The organism is Flavobacterium sp. (assembly GCF_027531905.1).
Taxonomy (GTDB): domain Bacteria; phylum Bacteroidota; class Bacteroidia; order Flavobacteriales; family Flavobacteriaceae; genus Flavobacterium.
Genome location: NZ_JAPZSU010000030.1, coordinates 1 through 19,060 on the forward strand (window position 1 = coordinate 1; position 19,060 = coordinate 19,060).

Annotated in this window: 15 protein-coding genes; 11 read left to right on the plus strand and 4 right to left on the minus strand. The window is 34.2% G+C overall.

The window, feature by feature from the left end:
* Positions 1-297: 297 nt before the first annotated feature.
* Positions 298-1,416, plus strand: a complete 1,119-nt coding sequence (locus tag O9307_RS08560; protein ID WP_298297760.1) for a VWA domain-containing protein — start codon at positions 298-300, stop codon at positions 1,414-1,416.
* Between the two features lie 97 nt (positions 1,417-1,513).
* Positions 1,514-2,971, plus strand: coding sequence for a magnesium chelatase (locus O9307_RS08565; protein ID WP_298297763.1), 1,458 nt, complete (start codon positions 1,514-1,516; stop codon positions 2,969-2,971).
* A gap of 247 nt (positions 2,972-3,218) precedes the next feature.
* On the opposite strand, the gene O9307_RS08570 is transcribed toward O9307_RS08565, so the two are convergent.
* Entirely contained in the window at positions 3,219-5,642 is a 2,424-nt protein-coding gene (locus O9307_RS08570) for an AsmA-like C-terminal region-containing protein (protein WP_298297766.1), read from the minus strand.
* A gap of 149 nt (positions 5,643-5,791) precedes the next feature.
* Here O9307_RS08570 and O9307_RS08575 point away from each other — a divergent pair, with 149 nt between their 5' ends.
* Positions 5,792-6,652: an EamA family transporter gene (locus O9307_RS08575; RefSeq protein ID WP_298297768.1), complete on the plus strand. Its 861-nt coding sequence runs from the start codon at positions 5,792-5,794 to the stop codon at positions 6,650-6,652.
* Between the two features lie 311 nt (positions 6,653-6,963).
* On the opposite strand, the gene O9307_RS08580 is transcribed toward O9307_RS08575, so the two are convergent.
* Positions 6,964-7,107: an SsrA-binding protein gene (locus tag O9307_RS08580; protein WP_298297771.1), complete on the minus strand. Its 144-nt coding sequence runs from the start codon at positions 7,105-7,107 to the stop codon at positions 6,964-6,966.
* Between the two features lie 463 nt (positions 7,108-7,570).
* On the opposite strand from O9307_RS08580, the gene pfkA reads away from it, so the two are divergent.
* The 3 genes from pfkA to O9307_RS08595 all read left to right on the plus strand — a co-directional run bounded on the left by pfkA (position 7,571) and on the right by O9307_RS08595 (position 10,600).
* The gene (pfkA, locus tag O9307_RS08585) at positions 7,571-8,557 is read left to right on the plus strand and encodes a 6-phosphofructokinase (RefSeq protein ID WP_298297774.1); all 987 of its coding nucleotides are present in this window, start codon (positions 7,571-7,573) and stop codon (positions 8,555-8,557) included.
* A 54-nt stretch (positions 8,558-8,611) separates the two neighbouring features.
* Complete coding sequence (gene gap / locus O9307_RS08590) at positions 8,612-9,616, plus strand: type I glyceraldehyde-3-phosphate dehydrogenase (protein WP_064714816.1); 1,005 nt, start codon at positions 8,612-8,614, stop codon at positions 9,614-9,616.
* Positions 9,617-9,748: 132 nt separating this feature from the next.
* Positions 9,749-10,600, plus strand: coding sequence for a hypothetical protein (locus tag O9307_RS08595; protein WP_064714817.1), 852 nt, complete (start codon positions 9,749-9,751; stop codon positions 10,598-10,600).
* Between the two features lie 285 nt (positions 10,601-10,885).
* Here O9307_RS08595 and O9307_RS08600 read toward each other — a convergent pair whose 3' ends face one another.
* Both O9307_RS08600 and O9307_RS08605 read right to left on the minus strand, forming a co-directional pair.
* Entirely contained in the window at positions 10,886-11,266 is a 381-nt protein-coding gene (locus O9307_RS08600; RefSeq protein WP_298297782.1) for a RidA family protein, read from the minus strand.
* A 105-nt stretch (positions 11,267-11,371) separates the two neighbouring features.
* Positions 11,372-14,062, minus strand: coding sequence for a putative LPS assembly protein LptD (locus O9307_RS08605; RefSeq protein WP_298297785.1), 2,691 nt, complete (start codon positions 14,060-14,062; stop codon positions 11,372-11,374).
* Positions 14,063-14,194: 132 nt separating this feature from the next.
* Here O9307_RS08605 and O9307_RS08610 point away from each other — a divergent pair, with 132 nt between their 5' ends.
* Genes O9307_RS08610 through O9307_RS08630 form a run of 5 tightly spaced genes read left to right on the plus strand, consistent with a single transcriptional unit; the run spans position 14,195 to position 19,044 of the window.
* Positions 14,195-15,340: an N-acetylmuramoyl-L-alanine amidase gene (locus O9307_RS08610; RefSeq protein WP_298297787.1), complete on the plus strand. Its 1,146-nt coding sequence runs from the start codon at positions 14,195-14,197 to the stop codon at positions 15,338-15,340.
* Between the two features lie 48 nt (positions 15,341-15,388).
* On the plus strand, positions 15,389-16,354 hold the full coding sequence (locus tag O9307_RS08615; RefSeq protein ID WP_298297789.1) for an MlaD family protein: 966 nt from the start codon (positions 15,389-15,391) through the stop codon (positions 16,352-16,354).
* Positions 16,355-16,358: 4 nt separating this feature from the next.
* Positions 16,359-17,690: a (Fe-S)-binding protein gene (locus O9307_RS08620; RefSeq protein ID WP_298297791.1), complete on the plus strand. Its 1,332-nt coding sequence runs from the start codon at positions 16,359-16,361 to the stop codon at positions 17,688-17,690.
* A 60-nt stretch (positions 17,691-17,750) separates the two neighbouring features.
* Complete coding sequence (locus tag O9307_RS08625; protein ID WP_298297793.1) at positions 17,751-18,542, plus strand: (Fe-S)-binding protein; 792 nt, start codon at positions 17,751-17,753, stop codon at positions 18,540-18,542.
* 19 nt (positions 18,543-18,561) lie between these two features.
* Positions 18,562-19,044 carry an ABC transporter ATPase gene (locus O9307_RS08630; protein ID WP_298297795.1) on the plus strand — a complete coding sequence of 161 codons (483 nt, stop codon included), beginning with the start codon at positions 18,562-18,564 and terminating at the stop codon, positions 19,042-19,044.
* Positions 19,045-19,060: the final 16 nt, after the last annotated feature.

The following is a 19,060-nucleotide window of genomic DNA, read 5'->3' on the forward strand; positions in this document are numbered from 1 at the left end:
AATTTGTTGTCTTTTAAAATAATGTGTTGAAAAAACATTAAGTTTTATAAATAATATTATTAATATACAACCAAAAATCGGCGATAATCTGCCTAATCTGCGTGCCATTTTAACATAAAAATATTTGTGTCCAGACGGTAGGGTAGTAGCGGCATCCTTTTTCTTTTTTCTTTAAAAGAAAAAGATACAGCGGATGACGGGACGTTGCTGGCTAAAAAGCCTATTGTTTCTGCTCCAAAATAGGAGTGAAGTTTGTATTGAAAATATTGTGATTCCTAATCCTATTTGTTGTTTGCGATGAAAAACCAAAACCGTGCTGGATTTTATTTTAAGACGTATGAAGCGCCATTTCAGTCGCCGTTTGACCGTTTGTTTCCTATTTTTAAAGAATTGATTACGCATACTTCGGGCGATTTTGACGAGGCGATTGCTTGGCTACGCGAATTGGACAAGGAATATAAATTGACCGATGCCAGTTATACCATTGATGATTTTATTGAAGATTTAAAGAAAAAAGGCTACATCCGTGAGGAACTGAAAGACGACGGCACAACTGGAACGGGCATTACGGCCAAAACCGAACGCGCTATTCGTCAACAAGCGCTGGATACCATTTTTGGCACTATGAAACGCTCCGGGAATGGTAATCATAAAACGAAACACAGTGGCAATGGCGATGAGCATACGGGTGAGTTTCGAGAGTTTCATTTTGGGGATAGTTTGGAACGTATTTCACTGACCGAAAGTTTACGAAATGCCCAAATCAATAATGGAGTAGCTGATTTTAAACTTACAGAAAATGACTTGGTGGTTGAAGACACGCAATACAAAGCCCAAATGAGTACGGTTTTAATGATTGATATTAGTCACAGCATGATTTTGTACGGTGAAGACCGCATTACGCCTGCTAAAAAAGTGGCTATGGCATTGGCTGAATTGATTACCACTAGATACCCAAAGGATACTTTAGATATTTTAGTTTTTGGGAACGATGCTTGGACAATTGCGATTAAGGATTTACCGTATCTAAAAGTAGGTCCTTTTCATACCAATACGGTGGCAGGTTTACAATTGGCAATGGATTTATTGCGAAGAAAACGCAACACCAACAAGCAAATTTTTATGATTACCGACGGGAAACCAAGTTGCGTTCGGGAGAAAGATGGCTCGTACTATATGAATAGTAATGGCTTGGACCAATACATTGTAGACAAATGCTACACTCAGGCGCAACAAGCCAGAAAATTGCACATTCCTATCACCACTTTTATGATAGCGAATGATCCATATCTCCAAAAATTTGTGACTAATTTTACCGAAGCCAATCAAGGGAAAGCTTTTTACACGGGTTTGAAAGGACTAGGTGAAATGATTTTTGAGGATTATGAAGCGAATAGGAAGAAGCGAATTAAGTAGGGAGTGTTCAGAAGGCAGACGGCAGTGTTCAGAAAGAAGAAAATAGAAGTCAGAAAATAGAAATTAGTAAAAGCGAATCAAAATAAAAATACCATCAATGAAGGATATAACAACTTTAGGTGCATTAAAACAATCGGGTTATCAACCAAGAACGATTAAAGAAGAATTGCGCGATAATTTGAGGAAGAAATTGCAAGCAGGTATTCCAACTTTTGAAGGGGTACACGGATTTGAAAATTCGGTGATTCCAGAGTTGGAGCGTGCTATTTTGTCGAAGCACAATATCAATTTGCTGGGACTTCGCGGGCAAGCCAAAACTAGACTGGCTAGAAAAATGGTCGAATTATTGGATGAGTACATTCCATTTGTGGCGGGTTCTGAGATTAATGATGATCCTTTCCATCCGATTTCTCGTTACGCCAAGGATTTAATTGCCGAGTTAGGCGATGCAACGCCCATAGAATGGTTGCCAAGAAGTGAGCGTTTTTATGAAAAATTAGCGACACCCGATGTAACAGTAGCCGATTTAATTGGCGATGTCGATCCTATCAAGGCGGCGAATTTAAAGTTGTCGTATGCGGATGATCGTGTGATTCATTTTGGTATGATTCCAAGAGCGAATCGCTGTATTTTCGTCATCAATGAATTGCCCGATTTGCAAGCTAGAATTCAAGTGGCGTTGTTTAATATTTTGCAAGAAGGTGATATTCAAATTCGAGGCTATAAGTTAAGAATGGCTTTGGATATGCAGTTTGTTTTTACCGCCAATCCAGAAGATTATACCAATCGTGGGAGTATTGTTACGCCATTGAAAGACCGTATAGGTTCTCAAATTTTAACGCATTATCCAGAAACTATTGCTATTGCTCGCACTATTACTCAGCAAGAAGCCAAGTTAGAAAGCAGTCAAACCGATGTGGTGTATGTACCTGCTTTGGCCAAAGATTTGTTGGAACAAATTAGCTTTGAAGCTCGTGATAGCGATTTTATTGATCCAAAAAGTGGCGTGAGCGCTAGAATGAGTATTACAGCCTACGAAAACCTGATTAGTACTGCTGAACGTCGTGCCTTAAAAGCGGGTGAAAGCACTACATCTGTTCGTTTGTCTGATTTTATGGGGGTTATTCCTGCCATAACCGGAAAAGTGGAATTGGTGTACGAAGGCGAGCAAGAAGGGGCAGCTGTGGTAGCCCAACATTTAATCAATGATGCGATTCGTACATTTTTCCCGGGCTATTTCCCAAAGATTGAAAAATTGGAAAAACAAGGAGAAAAAACAGCCTATACTGATACTTTAGAATGGTTTTTTGCCGAAAGTGGTTTCGAATTATTGGATGATGCCACGAATTCAGAATATCAAACTATTTTGGATAGTGTGACACCATTAGAAGTCATTATCAAAAAATACCAGCCTCAATTACCGAAAGAGGATTATTATTTTATGAAAGAATTCTTGTTGTGGGGCTTGGCTTCGTATAAAAAGTTGAGCAAAGATCGTTTTTCTGAAGGGTATCAGTTCAAGGATCCGTTTGGGAGTTACATCAGTAAATTATAAATAACCTGTTGGATGAAATACAAATTAAGATAGAGAATTAACCACATAGAATTATAGATTAAAGCAAATCGTTATAGAAAAAATAGAAATAACTCTATTTTCTCACATAGATTAGCTATGTGAATAGTATAACGTCTATCTATTTCTTTTAAAAAAACTACAAATTCTATGTTTCTATGTGGTAAAAACCATTCCATTCCACCGGAAATAAATTGCAAAAAGGTTTAGTGTAAAAGCTAAACACTTTTTATTGCAGTTTTTCGTTTTTGTAGCGCAGTTTGATTTTAAACGGTGCATTGCCTTCTTCAATGGCTTGAAGGTGCAGGGTGATGCCTTTTTTTCTATTTTCTTGGACTACTTTTTTATTGGTTATCTCTTTGTCTTTTGCAGGGTCTCGCAAATGAACATCGAGTTGCATATTAGAATTTCCATAAAATCCATAACTTCCTGCTAAATCAAAATTGAATACAGATGTGTTTATTGGCGTAGGAGAAAGGTTGGCAAAACCATTTTTAAAAACAATGTTGATTGCAAGAGGATTAATAGTTACGCGATTAAAATTCCGAAACGGGAAGGCGTATTTTCCAATTCTTTGCAAAGGTTCAAATTGGTTCAAAGCGCCATTATTCAGGTTAAGTTTTAAATTTCCGGTTAGAGAACGCTTTACTATAGTAATGTTATTATCAAAGTAGCCATCCAAAACACCGGAAACAGAAATTAAACCCGAAACGGTTTTTGGAGTGAGTGCTTTGGAACCAAAATTGTCAAAAGCCTTCAATAGTTCTGCACTATTTACTTTACTTGCGTTAAGTTTTGCGTTGAAGTGGTTGTTTTTGTTTTGATACGAAACCATTCCGTTTACCATTAATGAACCGCCACCAAATTGTAGCGAAGCCTCTTTTAAGATGGTACGGTCAGGAACTACATTAATTTGTGCTATCGCATTTCGAGCCTTGAATTTTTTATAGACAATATTTTCGGCTCTTAGATGAACTGTTGCATTGGATTGATGTAAAACATTGATGAGATTTTGAGTAATTGCAGTAGATTTTTTTATCGATTTAGTTGTTCTACTACCAAAGCTAAAGTCTTTTAAATTAATAGTTTTAGCTTTTATATCCCATTTCATAAAAATCTTTTCTGGAGCATCATAGTAGTAATTTAAAAAATTATCAGACTGACCTTTTATATTTATAGTACTATTTTGTGTATTTAAAACGATTTGGTTCACCTTCAATTCATTTGAAGTAAAGGATAAATCTACACTACTGTTGTTGAATTTCTTCTTTGAACTTAAATGTGTTCCATTCGCGTTTTGAATCACGACTGACCCAATTAGAAAAGGTTTTTGCATTTCTAAATTCACCACATCAGCTTTGAATGTAAGACGCAAATCTGCTTTTCCATTCCCAAAGGACAGGGTTTTACCAATCATCGTTTGATTGAGTTTTGCCAAATCAAAACGGCTTACAAATGCACCCGAGGCGATGGGTTTTTTCAAATCCAAAATCATCATATTTTTGGTGGTAAATGGAATCGAATGGACTTTTCCCCGAAAATCATTGAGCAAGATTGCCGAATTTTCATCGCTTATGCCTTTGTTCTTTTGGTATTCGTTGGTAAAAATGCCTTTAAAAGTACAATCGGTTACTTGATGTTCGAAGTAGTTCAGTTCATTATTTTTGATATTAGCTTCCACTCGAATGTTGGGGTCGCCTTCTTTGTTCAAGTCGCCATCAATAGTGCATTGCACGCCAAAAGGGTCTTTAAAATCAAAAGGTTTGAGTTTGCTGCTAATGTTGTTGGACAACAATTTATAAGCCGCTTGCCAGCGAATATTTGGATTGCTAATAGCAATAGAAAAGGAACTGTTGGTCTTGCTAATCCCAAAATACGACTGAATTTGAAAAACATCTTCTCCAATAGACAAACCTATGGTTTTAATGGTGATAGAGCCTTTGCTTTCGGAATATTTTGCTTGTAAAGCTCCTTGAATGATTTTGTTTTTAGCAAAACTTCCGTGTTGTGTATTAAATGTCAAACTTTTCACTAAGGTGTTTAACGCAATATCAGCTTCCCAACCTTCTGAAGTAGTATGTTTTTCTATCCGAAGTTTTTCGATAAAAAAATCAAATTTTTTATGCTTGAATTGGTTGTCAGAAACAAAGGAAACATTGTTGAATTTTAGGTGATTCAAATCCAATGACAACGAACTTGAACTTGTAGTATCGGTTTTTGGTGCACTAGAAAAAACGGAGGTATTGCTATAGCCTTTTGCGTCTAAAAACAGTTGTACTTCGGCATCATTGATGGAGAGATGGTCTAATTTTATCTTCTTTAGGAATATCGCCCAAGGCTGAATTTCGGCATAAATCGAAGGGGCTTGTAACAACGTTCTTTTATGTTGTGCCCACAAACTGTCTTTGATGCTTACTTCTTTTACAGCAATGGTTATGTTGGGAAATCCACGAAAAAAGAGTACTTCTAGGTCGCCAATTGTTACTTCGCCTTTACAATTTTCATTGGCAATCCGACGCACCTCTTTTAGCAGTTCGTTATGATGAGCGCTTACATACCAACCCAAAGCACCATAGCCAATAAAAAGAAGCATCGTCAAGAATAGGATAATTTTACCCACTTTTTTGCCTATTGGCCACCATTTTTCTGTCATAGTAAAATGTTTTGGAATTGAAAAGGCTTCATTTTGAATCAAATATAATCAACTGAAGCCACTTACGGAAGTAAAACGCAAACTATGCCTTTCTTTACAGAAAGAAAACCACAATAGAATTTGTATTTTTGGTAAATAATCCAATTGTTATGCTCTTTTTAATTCTAAGTATCGTTTGTAGTGTTACCGTGGGCGTTCTTTTCAAGTGGTTCAGAAATCACGCTGCTTTCAACAGTAAAGCCATTATTGCGACCAATTATGCGATTGCCTTGTTGCTTTGTTATTTTTGTTTTCCACCACAATTCGATACGCTACTTGAACAAGCACCTTGGCCGTTGTATCTCGCTCTCGGACTGCTGTTGCCGAGTGTTTTTTTACTGCTTTCCCAGTCCATTCGGTATATGGGTATTGTCAAGACTGATGCCGCACAGCGCTTGTCGTTGTTTATTCCGTTACTTGCTTCTTGGTTGCTTTTTGGGGAGCAATTTAGTACCCTCAAAGTTTTGGCTTTTGGCCTAGGATTTCCAGCCTTGCTGCTTATTTTGTCTAAGCCCACCGCCAATAGCAATTCCAATTGGGGCTATCCTGCTATGGTGTTGCTGGGTTTTGGAGTCATCGATATTTTGTTCAAACAAATCGCCTTGCATACCCAACTGCCTTTTACCACCTCGCTTTTGGTCATATTTGCGTTGGCTTTGGTAATTATGAGTGGAGTAGTGGGCTACGAAATTTTTATCCAACGCCCAAAAATCTCGGGTATCAATGCCCTTTGGGGAATAGCAGTAGGCGTATTCAATTTTGGAAATATCTATTTTTACCTCAAGGCGCACCAAGCTTTTTCCGAAAATCCGTCCACTGTTTTTGCAGGAATGAATATGGGCGTCATCGTTTTGGGTAGTCTCATAGGCGTGTTGATTTTTAAAGAAAAACTTTCTCAGAAGAACTATTTGGGGATTTTCTTGGCCTTATTAGCCATTGTCCTCCTCACGTATGCTCAATTAAAAGCGTAATCTTTTCTAGGAGCACCACATCTTTGCGCACCACACGAGTCGTCCCGCTTTCCGCTACAATATACACATATCATTTTAAACCAAAAAACTACAAAACAACCGAACAGTTGCTTTGTAGTTTTATTTTTAAACCTTTTGAAAAGGCAACTATTCTAACGATAGTTACAGTAAAACCATGAGACTTTTATTGCGTTTGCGGAGGACAAGAAGATTAAAAATGGCTTAAAATCACAGACGTTCGCACAGCACACTTCAATTGATGAAGTATGTGGTCCTATTTGGTACAAAGTAATTTGATCCAACGAGTTTACTTACTTAGAGAGTGCTCTTGTAGTAACATAATAGCGATACCCTATGATTGCCATCTGCCATTTTTTGGCTTTGGTGATGTCTATTTTTTGTTTGGTAAAGCTTGGTAAAATGATTTTGTTGATTTGAGCAATAATTTTGAACATCTTTTTTTTTTTTTTTTAAAAGATATAAAAGAGAGCATTAAAACTGAATACTAGTTTTCAAAATAAACGGCTATTTTATTTATTTGATAGTCAAATAACTCCTTTTGATTTTCCTTCCACATGCGATTCAAATTAGAATAAAGTGTTTTTTTTCTCTTTCGTATTTCTTTGTTGTCAATTTTTAACGAGTACAAACTACTAAAAAAAACGTTAATTTTTTGGTTGTTAATTATTTTTGGTAAAATATTGAAGATGAGTAATTTATTTGTTTTTTAGCAAAGCTTGATAATAATGCAAAAAAAAACTATTTTATTGCTTTTTGTTGAAAATTAATGATTTTTTATTGCTAAAAGCAAAACTTATCAACGAAAACGTTTGAATTTCGACCCTTTTATTAAAAATATAATAAGATAGTATTAAAACTAGTCTTTGTTTAGTAAATTTACATATTAATACTTAAAAAATGTCAAAAACAATAAAAAAAATTGGAGTACTTACTTCAGGAGGAGACGCTCCTGGTATGAATGCAGCTATACGTTCTGTTGTTCGTACCTGTGCTTTTCACAATATAGAATGTGTTGGGATTTACAGAGGTTATCAAGGGATGATAGAAGGAGATTTCAAAGAATTAGGGCCTAGAAGTGTCAATAATATTATTAATAAAGGTGGAACATTTTTGAAATCTGCCCGTTCTCAAGAATTTAGAACACCCGAAGGTCGTAAAAAAGCACATGAAAACTTAGTGAAGGAAGGTGTTGAGGCTTTGGTTGTTATTGGTGGAGATGGTTCTTTTACTGGAGGATTGTTGTTTAATGCAGAATTTGGTTTTCCAGTAATCGGTATTCCAGGAACTATTGATAATGATATATATGGTACAAGTCATACTTTGGGTTACGATACCGCATTGAATACAGTTGTTGAAGTAATTGATAAAATTAGAGATACAGCCAGTTCTCATAATCGATTGTTTTTAGTCGAAGTTATGGGAAGAGATGCAGGGCATATTGCTTTGAATGCTGGTATTGGCGCAGGTGCTGAAGAAATTTTGATTCCAGAAGAGGACTTAGGATTAGAAAGATTAATGGATTCGCTAAAAAGAAGTAAATCTACTGGTAAAACTTCAAGTATTGTGGTTATTGCCGAGGGAGACAAAACCGGAAAGAATGTATTTGAATTGAAAGATTATGTAGAATCCAACTTTCCAGAATATGACGTTCGTGTTTCTGTATTAGGTCACATGCAACGTGGAGGTTCACCTTCTTGTTTTGATAGAGTTTTAGCTAGTCGATTAGGTGTTAAAGCCGTTGAAAGTATTTTGGAAGGAAAATCAAATTATATGGTTGGCTTGTTGAATGATAAAGTTGCATTAACTCCACTTGAACAAGCCATTAAAGGACATACAGAAATTGATAGAGAGTTACTACGTGTTTCTGATATTATGTCTATTTAAACTTTAAAAAAGAAAAAAAATATAAAGAATAAAAAATAATTTAAATTAAGTAAAATGTCAAAAGTAAAATTAGGAATAAACGGTTTTGGAAGAATTGGAAGAATTGTTTTTAGAGAATCTTTCAATAGAGATAATGTAGAAGTTGTTGCAATCAACGATTTATTGGATGTTGACCACTTAGCTTACTTATTAAAATACGATTCAGTTCACGGTCGATTTGATGGAACTGTTGAAGTAAAAGAAGGAAAATTATACGTAAACGGAAAGAATATCCGTATTACTGCCGAAAGAAATCCTGCTGATTTAAAATGGAATGAAGTGGATGTTGATGTTGTAGCAGAATGTACTGGTATTTTTACAACAATTGAAACTGCAACTGAACATATTAAAGGTGGTGCAAAAAAAGTAATTATTTCGGCTCCATCTGCTGATGCTCCAATGTTTGTAATGGGAGTAAATCACGAAACAGCCAAAGCGTCAGATTTAGTAGTTTCAAATGCATCTTGTACTACAAACTGTTTAGCACCTTTAGCAAAAGTTATTCATGATAACTTCGGAATCGAAGAAGCATTGATGACAACTGTTCACGCTACAACTTCGACGCAAATGACTGCCGATGGTCCTTCTAGAAAAGACTGGAGAGGTGGTCGTGCAGCTGCAATTAATATTATTCCTTCTTCAACTGGAGCTGCAAAAGCAGTTGGGAAAGTAATTCCTGCCTTGAATGGAAAATTAACGGGTATGGCTTTCCGTGTTCCTACAGCAGACGTTTCTGTAGTAGATTTAACGGTAAAAGTAGCTAAAGAGACTTCTTATGAAGAAATTATGGCAGCTTTAAAAACAGCTTCTGAAACTACCTTGAAAGGAATTATGGGATTCACAGAAGATGCAGTGGTTTCTCAAGACTTTATTTCTGATAAAAGAACATCAATTATCGATGCTTCTGCTGGAATTGGTTTGAATTCAACTTTCTTTAAATTAGTATCTTGGTACGATAATGAGTATGGTTATTCAAGCAAATTGATTGACTTGTCTGTTCATATTGCAGGTTTAAAATAAAAACTAAAAGGTTAAGATTCCAAAAGTTTCGGCTTTTGGAATCTTTTTGTATATACAGATAATGCACACGAGAAGTTTTATGCATTTCTTGTGTACATTTGTATATTATATCAATTCCCAAAAAATAAGTATATGAAATTAATAGTAGACAGTGGTTCAACAAAAGCAGATTGGATTGCAATTGATGAAAAAGGAAAGGTCCTATTTACAACCCAAACCCTTGGATTAAACCCTGAAATTTTAGAAGGTCATGAAATTATTGAACGTTTAAACGATCGTTTTGATATTTTACAAAATAAAAAAACGGCAACCCATTTGTTTTTCTATGGGGCTGGCTGTGGGACTGCACGAATGAAAGTGGAATTAACACGTATTTTTCAGGACTATTTCCCAAATGCAATTGTTTCTGTAGAAGAGGATACCTATGCAGCAGTGTACGCCACAACTCCAAAAGGAGAGGAAGCTATTGTAAGTATATTAGGTACAGGTTCTAATTGTAGTTATTTTGATGGAAAAAATTTGCATCAAAAGGTACAATCTTTAGGATATATTATCATGGATGATTGTAGTGGAAATGTTTTTGGTAAAGAATTAATTAGAAAATACTATTTTAATAAAATGCCAAAACATATTGCTGTTGAATTTGAAAAAGAATATAATGTAGATCCAGATTTTATTAAAAGTAAATTATATAAAGAACCTAACCCTAATGCTTATTTAGCGACTTTTGCTAAATTTTTAATTAAACACAAAGAAGAAGAATTCTGTAAAAAAATTATTTATAAGGGAATGAAGTCTTTTGTTAAAAATTACATTAAACAATTCGACAATTATCAGGAAGTGCCAATCCATTTTATTGGTTCTATTGCTTTCTATTTGAAAGAAGAATTACAAGTAACCTTTGATAAATACGAAATGAAATTAGGAAATGTATTACGCAGACCAATTGACGGTTTAATAGCGTATCACGTTGCTAATAGTTAATTCAATTGAAAATTTAGTTTTACAAAACTAATATTTGCAAAAGGAGTTCCAGAAAAGTAAACCGAAGAAAAAATACATTTTCAGCAATATGAAAATGTTTATTGGAGTTGAAAATGATGAAGGATTTGCCAGAAGAGTAGGTGAAGGGAAAGCGAATAAAAATTTTTATTTTTAAATCTGTTTTCCATTCCCCTACACGAGGCGCGATTAAATGGCTAATCTGAGTTTACGAAAAAATAATAGTTAAGTCTTTTTACTTTGACCATTTGTGACTAAAACTAATCGTTATAGCACTGCAATCATCGCTATTTCTACATTTACATTTTTTGGCAAACATGCCACTTGAACCGTTTCACGAGCTGGAGCGGTTTTTTCGTTAAAATACGAGCCGTAAACCTCATTTATAGCCGAAAAGTCATTCATGTTCATGATAAAAATACTTGTTTTTACAACATTTTCAAAAGTCATATTAGCGGCTTCTAAAACTGCTTTCATATTTTGCATCACTTGCTCGGTTTCTGCCTGAATAGAGTCGGTTACTAGTTCACCAGTTGCTGGATTAATGGCTATTTGTCCAGAGGTATACAGGGTGTCTCCTTTTAAAACGGCTTGACTGTAAGGGCCAATTGGAGAAGGAGCTTTGTCTGTAAAAATAATTTTTTTCATAAAGGTAAAAGTTGTTTATTAGCTGTTATATATGATATCGCCTTTTATCTGTCGGTGTTTGTTTGTAACAAACTTGTTGTAAATGTCGATTTCATAAAAACATATTTATTTTATTGTTCTGTCGTTTACTCGTTGTTTATTCCACTTGATATCGCTTAGTACACCTGATTTTATTCCGATGAAGAAATTCCAATTTGAATAATCACCAAAAGGCGTCCAGTTAAAATCCATTCTCCAGCTTAATAAATCTCTTTCAAAACGTATTTGTGTAAAAGTCACTCCTTTTTGTACAAAATCATAACCAGTTGAGATACCAGCTTTCCATTTAGGAGTTAAATCTGCGTTCGCAGAAATCATAATGGAGTTATTGATGATTTTCTTTTCACGATTGTTGTTTCCGTAGGTTAGGGAGTAAGCAAAAGTCATGTCCCATGGTAATTTTGATTTGAAAAATGTTGTAATTGCATCCTCATCTTTGGAATCATCGGTATCATCAAATTGACTCTTTTGATTTAAAAGATCCCTACTTTTTCCAAACAAATCATCTTCTCTTCCTCCGTTTCTTGTTACTTGGTCATCATTTTTTTTCTTGTCATCAAAATCACTACTCGCAATAGAATAATTAATAGTCATATTGGCGCTAGTCATTCTGAATAAACTTCCTCCATTGTTTATATTGTATATGTTAATTCGATTTCCAGAATTGTCAATGGCATAAGGATCTAAGGTTGCGCCAAAATTAAGGTTCATTTTATTTTTAAACAATTGCGTTCCTCCACTCACACGAACCGGTGACCAAGCCAAAGTTGTTTTTCCATCAGCATTAAGATCGTAGCTGGTAGAAAAATTCAAGTTGTTTAACAGCATGATTTTTTTGGGTTCTACTTTCGTAGTATCGCTATCCGTTACTTTTGCTTCAAAAGTATTGCTTAAATCAAATCCAATATTGTTAGAATTTGCAATACTAGGTACTCCGTAAATTCCACCTTCAAAACGAGTGTAAGATTTCATTTTGCCACTGGCATCTTCTGCGTAGGTGTCATAATACTTTTGGAAACTGGGAGTGTAGCCATACGAAATTGAGGGACGCATGACGTGTCGGATGGATTTTATTTTTTTGTCATTCCCAAAATTAAATGTACCATAAATCGTGGTTCCAATGCTACTAGACAAAGAATAAGTTCTAAAGGCGTCAAATCCATTTATGGTCTCTTGAACTACTTTACTCTGATTAGTGTCATAGTATTTTCTAATCGTTTTTAAGTACCATACTTCATTGTAATTGGCCGATGCAGACGCACTAAAATACTTGAATATTTTAAAGTTGGTACTAATAGGAATACTGTGCTGCATCCCTACTTGTGCATTTTTGAACATTTCAGGTTTAAAGAATAAAGAGTCTGTGGTTACAAAACTATTTCTTCCGTTTAAATTGTATTGTAAATTGATATTTTTGATAAAACCTTTCTTAATGCCGTCCCCTTTTGCAAATGGAAAGACTCTATCTACACTTAATTGAAGAGTAGGTAAGGTCATATCGATTTGGCTTGTTTGTGTGTTTTGCGAATGTGTAGCCGATAGCGACATTCGAACTTGTGGGATAGAATTGAATGTTTTGGAATAAGAAACAGATGAACTTAAGGTGTTATTAAGATTTGAACCAAAATTAGCAGAATTGATAGATTGTTGGAAGTATTTACTACTACCTAAATTTACTGAGGCTGAAAAACTAGAATTAGGGTTAGATTTTGAATCTTTGGAATGTGACCATTGAATGTTATAAATCGTTTGTTTTGAATAATCTGGATAACCTCTTTCGCTATTAATTAGATTTTCGAATCTGAAGTTGAAATTTCCTCTATAGTTATATCGTTTAGCATAACTAGATTCTACACGCATGCCATAGCTTCCATTGGTGTAGTAGTCACCAAGAACCGTTAAATCATAATGATCGGTTAAAGCAAAATAATATCCGAAATTTTGCAATGAAAAACCGCGAGTATTAGAGTCGTTGTAATTAGGTAAAATAATCCCTGAAACACTGGTTTCTTTGCTCATAGGAAAATAAGCAAAAGGGAGTGCAATGGGTGTGGGAACATCGGCAATGACCATATTGGTTAATCCAGTGATTACTTTTTTGCCAGGAATAAATTTTACTTTATTCGTTTGAAAATAATACTCAGGATTATCGACATCTTTTGAAGTAGTAAATCGTGCTCCTTTTAGGAAATATACGGAATCATTTTCTTTTTTGGTAACAGCAGCTTTGATTTTAAATTCTCCTTGATCAGACCTTGAGTTCCAAATTAAGGCTTTTTTTGTTTTAAAATTAAATCGTATAGAATCAGGTTCTACAACATTAGATCCTTGTTTAAAGTTAGGATATTGTGTGTATTTACCAGTAGAATCTTTGATTCGTCCTGCATACACTTCATTTTTGTCATAATCCATTACTATGATTCCCGACTTTAGTTCAATGTCTTGATAATACAATTCTGCCTTATCATAAAGCGTAATCAGTTTCTTTTTTTGGTCTATTTTAGTGTAGTCTTGTGATTTGTATCTGACTTTACCTTCAAGAAAAGCTTTCTTTACATTTACCGTATCCGTTTTAATTGAATCTTTAGTAATTTCGGGGGTAATTATGTTTTTTGTCTTATCTTCTTTTGCTTTTGTAGTTTCCTTTTTGGAAGGAATTGCAGTGTTTTTTTTCTTTATATCTTGTGAATAAGCACTAGTAGTTCCTAGTGTAAGAAAAAATGATAGTAAAACGATATTAAATAAGTTTGTACGCAAAGGTTTTAATGCTATTTTTGTAAAAATGATGGCTTGCTTTTTGAAGCACCAAACTTACATATATTTTTTTGCAAAAATAATCAATTAACATAATTATAGCTGACGCACCCTAATAAAATTAACTTTTAATTTATGGATACAAAGATTTGTCTAAAAGTAATGTTTGTTATTACTTTCTTCTTTTCCTCTTTTTTTTCTTATAGTCAATCCGAAGTCTTTAGAGTAGCTTTAGATGCAGGACATGGAGGTCATGATGCGGGAGCAAAATATAGCGGACGAGTTGAAAAAGATGTTGCTTTGGCGGTAGTTTTAAAAGTGGGTAAAATTCTTGAAGAATCTAAGAAAGCAGAAGTAGTCTATACTCGAAAAACTGATGTTTTTATTGAGTTAAATGAACGAGCTAACATTGCTAACAGAGCTAGAGCGTCAATTTTTGTGTCTATTCATTGTAATGCCAATAAAAATTTAGCTGCTGATGGCACGGAAACCTATGTTATGGGTATGACCAAAATCGCTTCGAATTTAGAAGCAGCAAAGAAAGAAAACTCTGTTATTACTTTAGAAAAAGATTATAAACAAAAATATGAAGGATTTGATCCTAACTCTCCTGAAACCATGATTGGTATGACTTTGATGCAAGAGGAGTATTTAGACAATAGTATTTCATTAGCATCTAAAGTTGAAAATGAGTTTCAAAATCTAGGTAAGAAAATACGCGGTGGAGGTGTGAAACAGGCGCCATATCTTGTCTTGCATCGTGCATATATGCCAAGAGTTTTGATAGAAATGGGATTTATTTCTAACCCAGAAGAAGGAGCTGTTTTGGTGTCTGAGCAAGGTCAAAATGATTTGGCTCAAGCAATTGCTAAAGCGATAATTAAATATAAAAATGAATTTTTTGAAAGTGAAGGTTTTGAAAACTTTCCAACGCCAAAAGTGGATGCCACAGAAAAAAAGGAGATAATAAAACCGAAAGATACTTCCGATTTTCAAGAAGCTGCTAAAGTTTCAACAACACCAATCACCGGAACAATCTTTAAAGTTCAACTATCAGCTAGTTATATTCAATTAGAGTTGCAACCAAAGAATTTTAAAGGGTTAAATTTTATTTCAATGGAGCGCGATAATAATTTGTATAAGTATTTTTATGGAGAAACTACTGATTTTAATGTAGCTAAAGAGAATTTAAAAGCGGCTAAGGCTAAAGGCTATGATTCTGCTTTTTTGATAGCTTATAAAAATGGAAAGAAAATTAGTATTCAAGAAGCCATTAAATAATTCATTGAAGTTAATTTTTTATATTATTTTTGCGCAAAATCTTATATTTTGAAACTAACAAGAGAAATCAAAACGGCTATTATAGTAATTACTGCTATTTTATTATTTATTTGGGGATATAGTTTTTTAAAAGGACGCGATCTTTTTACAAATTACAAAACCTATTATGTGGAGTATGATAATGTAGAAGGTATAACACCTTCTTCTGTTGTGACTTTGAATGGTTTAATAATAGGTAAAGCAACCGCAATCACTATTAATAATACTACCGGCAAACTTCGAGTAGAGTTACAACTAAAAACAGATTTTCCTATTTCAAAATCTAGTACAGCTGTTATTTATGAACCTGGATTGATTGGTGGGAAACAAATAGCCATTCATCCTAATCTTAATGATAAATCCATAATCGAAGACGGAGCAACTTTAAAAGGAGGTGTTGAGTTGGGTATGGCAGCAAGCATGGGCGAAAAACTTGGTCCGGTGCAGCAAAAAATTGAAAAATTGCTGGTAAGTGCTGATCAAATGATTACTGGAATCAACACTGTTTTAGATCAAAAAGGACAAGCTGATTTGAAAAATAGTTTGGCTGAATTGAGCAAAACAATGGAACAATTTCATAAAGCTTCAGTTAGTGTTAATGGAATTTTAGATACGAATAAGGCTAAAATTAATGGCATAGTAACTAATTTTAATAAAGTTTCTGGTGATTTTTCTAAAATTTCAGATTCTTTACAAAAAGCTGATTTAGGAAAAACAGTAAAAGAATTGAATAGAACTTTGGCTAATGTAGACAAGTTAATGAGTAATTTGCAATCAGGAAAAGGAACTATGGGTAAATTACTTAATGATGAAGCACTATATGCTAATTTATCAAAAACATCAAAAGAGTTGGAATTGTTACTTCAAGATGTTCGCTTGAACCCTACTAGATATGTTAATGTTTCTGTCTTTGGAAAGAAAAACAAACCTTATGTAGCTCCTGCTGCTGATTCAATAGTAAAAGCTAATAACTAATTATATGAATTTTTTAGACAATGTATTGTTCGCCATCGTTTTGGCAATTGGTTTTGGATATTTCTTTATGAATGTCAAAAAAATCATTCGAAACATTAAGTTAGGTACCGCAGTTGACCGAAGAGATAATCCTAAAGAGCGATGGAAAAATATGGCAATGATTGCTTTAGGACAATCAAAAATGGTAAAAAGACCAGTTGCTGGAATTTTACATATTGTTGTTTACCTTGGATTCATAATCATTAATATTGAATTATTAGAAATCATAATTGATGGGCTTTTTGGTACGCATCGTGTTTTTGCTTTTTTGGGAGGAACTTACGATTTCCTTATTGGTTCTTTCGAAATTTTAGCTGTTTTAGTATTGCTGGCTGTTTTTACTTTTTGGACCAGAAGAAATATTATTCGTTTAAAACGTTTTATAAGTTCAGACTTAAATGGATATCCTAAGAATGACGCGAATTATATTTTATATTTCGAAGTAGTTTTGATGTCTTTGTTTTTGTTAATGAATGCATCTGATTTGCATTTACAACAAGTACCGGGAGGCTTTTCTCATTTCATCAAAGCAGGATCTTTTCCTATAAGTCAATTTATAGAGCCTATTTTTAATGGAATGTCTAATGAATTGGTGATGCTTTTATCAGAAGCTTTTTGGTGGTTGCATATTGTTGGTATTTTGATTTTTATGAATTATTTATATTTTTCAAAACACTTACATATTCTTTTAGCTTTCCCAAATACTTATTTTGCCAACTTAAAACCTCAAGGTCAATTTGATAATTTATCTTCGGTTACAAATGAAGTGAAGTTAATGATGGATCCAAACGCAGATCCTTTTGCAGCTCCTGCAGATGCTAATACTGCTCCAAGTAAGTTTGGCGCCAGTGATGTAATGGATTTGAATTGGGTACAGTTAATGAATGCATATACTTGTACAGAATGTGGACGTTGTACTTCTTCATGTCCAGCAAATCAAACCGGTAAGAAATTGTCTCCTCGTAAAATTATGATGGATACTAGAGATCGTTTAGAGGAAGTTGGAAGGAATATTGACAAAAACAAAGGTGTTTTTGTGCCAGATTCAGTTTCGCTTTTGAATAATTATATTACCGCCGAAGAACTATGGGCATGTACTTCATGTAATGCTTGTGTAGAAGAATGTCCAGTAAATATTAGTCCATTATCAATCATTTTAGATATGCGTCGTTATTTAGTGATGGAGCAAAGTGCTGCACCAATGCCTTTGAACGCAATGATGACGAATATAGAAAACAACGGAGCGCCTTGGCAATACAATCAACAAGACCGTTTAAACTGGAAAAACGAAATATAATAAAAGTTTAAATTTTTAATCGGTTAGTTACTTAACCCATTAACTAATAACCAAGATACAATGTCAGAAAATTTAGTAGTGCCTACAATGGCCGAAATGTTAGCACAAGGCAAACAACCAGAAGTATTGTTTTGGGTAGGTTGTGCAGGAAGTTTTGACGATAGAGCCAAGAAAATAACTAAAGCATTTGTTAGAATTTTAAATCGATCTAACGTTTCTTTTGCTGTTTTGGGTACAGAGGAAAGTTGTACTGGAGATCCAGCAAAAAGAGCGGGAAATGAATTTTTGTTTCAAATGCAAGCGATGATGAATATTGAGGTTTTAAATGCTTACGAGGCTAAAAAAATTGTAACTGCTTGTCCTCATTGTTTTAATACATTGAAAAATGAATATCCTGAATTGGGCGGTCACTACGAAGTAGTACATCATACCGAATTTTTAAAATCCTTGCTTGACGATGGTCGTTTGACTATTGAAGGAGGACAATTCAGAGGAAAAAAAATTACTTTTCACGATCCTTGCTATTTGGGAAGAGCCAACAATATTTATGAAGCACCAAGAGATTTAATCCAAAAATTAGATGCTGAGTTAGTTGAAATGAAGCGTTCAAAAGCCAATGGATTATGTTGTGGTGCTGGTGGAGCTCAAATGTTTAAAGATGCTGAGCCTGGTAATAAAGAAGTGAATATCGAAAGAACAGAAGATGCTTTAGAGGTACAACCTAGTATTATTGCTGCTGGCTGTCCTTTCTGTAATACGATGCTTACTGATGGTATAAAAAATAAAGAAAAAGAAGCTGATGTAAAAGTTTTAGACATTGCGGAACTTATTGCTAATGCTCAAGATTTATAAAAGAATTTAATTCAAAACTATGTACGTACCCTTTGAAAGTTTACCTGAGGAATCTAGAATATGGATTTATCAATCTAATAGAAAGTTTTCTGATGCTGAAATGACCGAAATAGAAGAAGCATTACAAGCTTTTTTGAAAGATTGGGCCGCTCATGGTACAAGTTTGGAGTCATCTTATCTTTTAAAATACAATCGTTTCATAATTATTGCAGTAAACCAAGAAGTTCAAGCTGCAACGGGTTGTTCAATTGATAGCTCGGTTGAATTTATTCAAAGTTTAGAAAAGAAGTACGACGTAGATTTATTAGATAAAATGAATGTTACATTCAAATTAGGAGAACACGTAGCGCATAAACCATTGCTTGATTTTAAGAAAATGGTTAAAGACAAAGCTGTAACCGAGAATACTATTGTTTTTAATAATTTAGTCAATAATATTCAAGAGTTTAATGAATCATGGGAAGTTCCTGCAGTTGATAGTTGGCATAGCAGATTCTTCTAAAAAATAATAAAGAAAT

What these genes read in the sequence shown, in the direction of transcription:
- O9307_RS08625 (WP_298297793.1), top strand. Translation starts at nt 17,751, where the DNA reads ATGTCAGAAAATTTAGTAGTGCCTACAATGGCCGAAATGTTAGCACAA.
- O9307_RS08630 (WP_298297795.1), top strand. Translation starts at nt 18,562, where the DNA reads ATGTACGTACCCTTTGAAAGTTTACCTGAGGAATCTAGAATATGGATT.
- pfkA (WP_298297774.1), top strand. Translation starts at nt 7,571, where the DNA reads ATGTCAAAAACAATAAAAAAAATTGGAGTACTTACTTCAGGAGGAGAC.
- O9307_RS08600 (WP_298297782.1), bottom strand. Translation starts at nt 11,266, where the DNA reads ATGAAAAAAATTATTTTTACAGACAAAGCTCCTTCTCCAATTGGCCCT.
- O9307_RS08575 (WP_298297768.1), top strand. Translation starts at nt 5,792, where the DNA reads ATGCTCTTTTTAATTCTAAGTATCGTTTGTAGTGTTACCGTGGGCGTT.
- gap (WP_064714816.1), top strand. Translation starts at nt 8,612, where the DNA reads ATGTCAAAAGTAAAATTAGGAATAAACGGTTTTGGAAGAATTGGAAGA.
- O9307_RS08610 (WP_298297787.1), top strand. Translation starts at nt 14,195, where the DNA reads ATGGATACAAAGATTTGTCTAAAAGTAATGTTTGTTATTACTTTCTTC.
- O9307_RS08620 (WP_298297791.1), top strand. Translation starts at nt 16,359, where the DNA reads ATGAATTTTTTAGACAATGTATTGTTCGCCATCGTTTTGGCAATTGGT.
- O9307_RS08595 (WP_064714817.1), top strand. Translation starts at nt 9,749, where the DNA reads ATGAAATTAATAGTAGACAGTGGTTCAACAAAAGCAGATTGGATTGCA.
- O9307_RS08580 (WP_298297771.1), bottom strand. Translation starts at nt 7,107, where the DNA reads ATGTTCAAAATTATTGCTCAAATCAACAAAATCATTTTACCAAGCTTT.
- O9307_RS08570 (WP_298297766.1), bottom strand. Translation starts at nt 5,642, where the DNA reads ATGACAGAAAAATGGTGGCCAATAGGCAAAAAAGTGGGTAAAATTATC.
- O9307_RS08560 (WP_298297760.1), top strand. Translation starts at nt 298, where the DNA reads ATGAAAAACCAAAACCGTGCTGGATTTTATTTTAAGACGTATGAAGCG.
- O9307_RS08565 (WP_298297763.1), top strand. Translation starts at nt 1,514, where the DNA reads ATGAAGGATATAACAACTTTAGGTGCATTAAAACAATCGGGTTATCAA.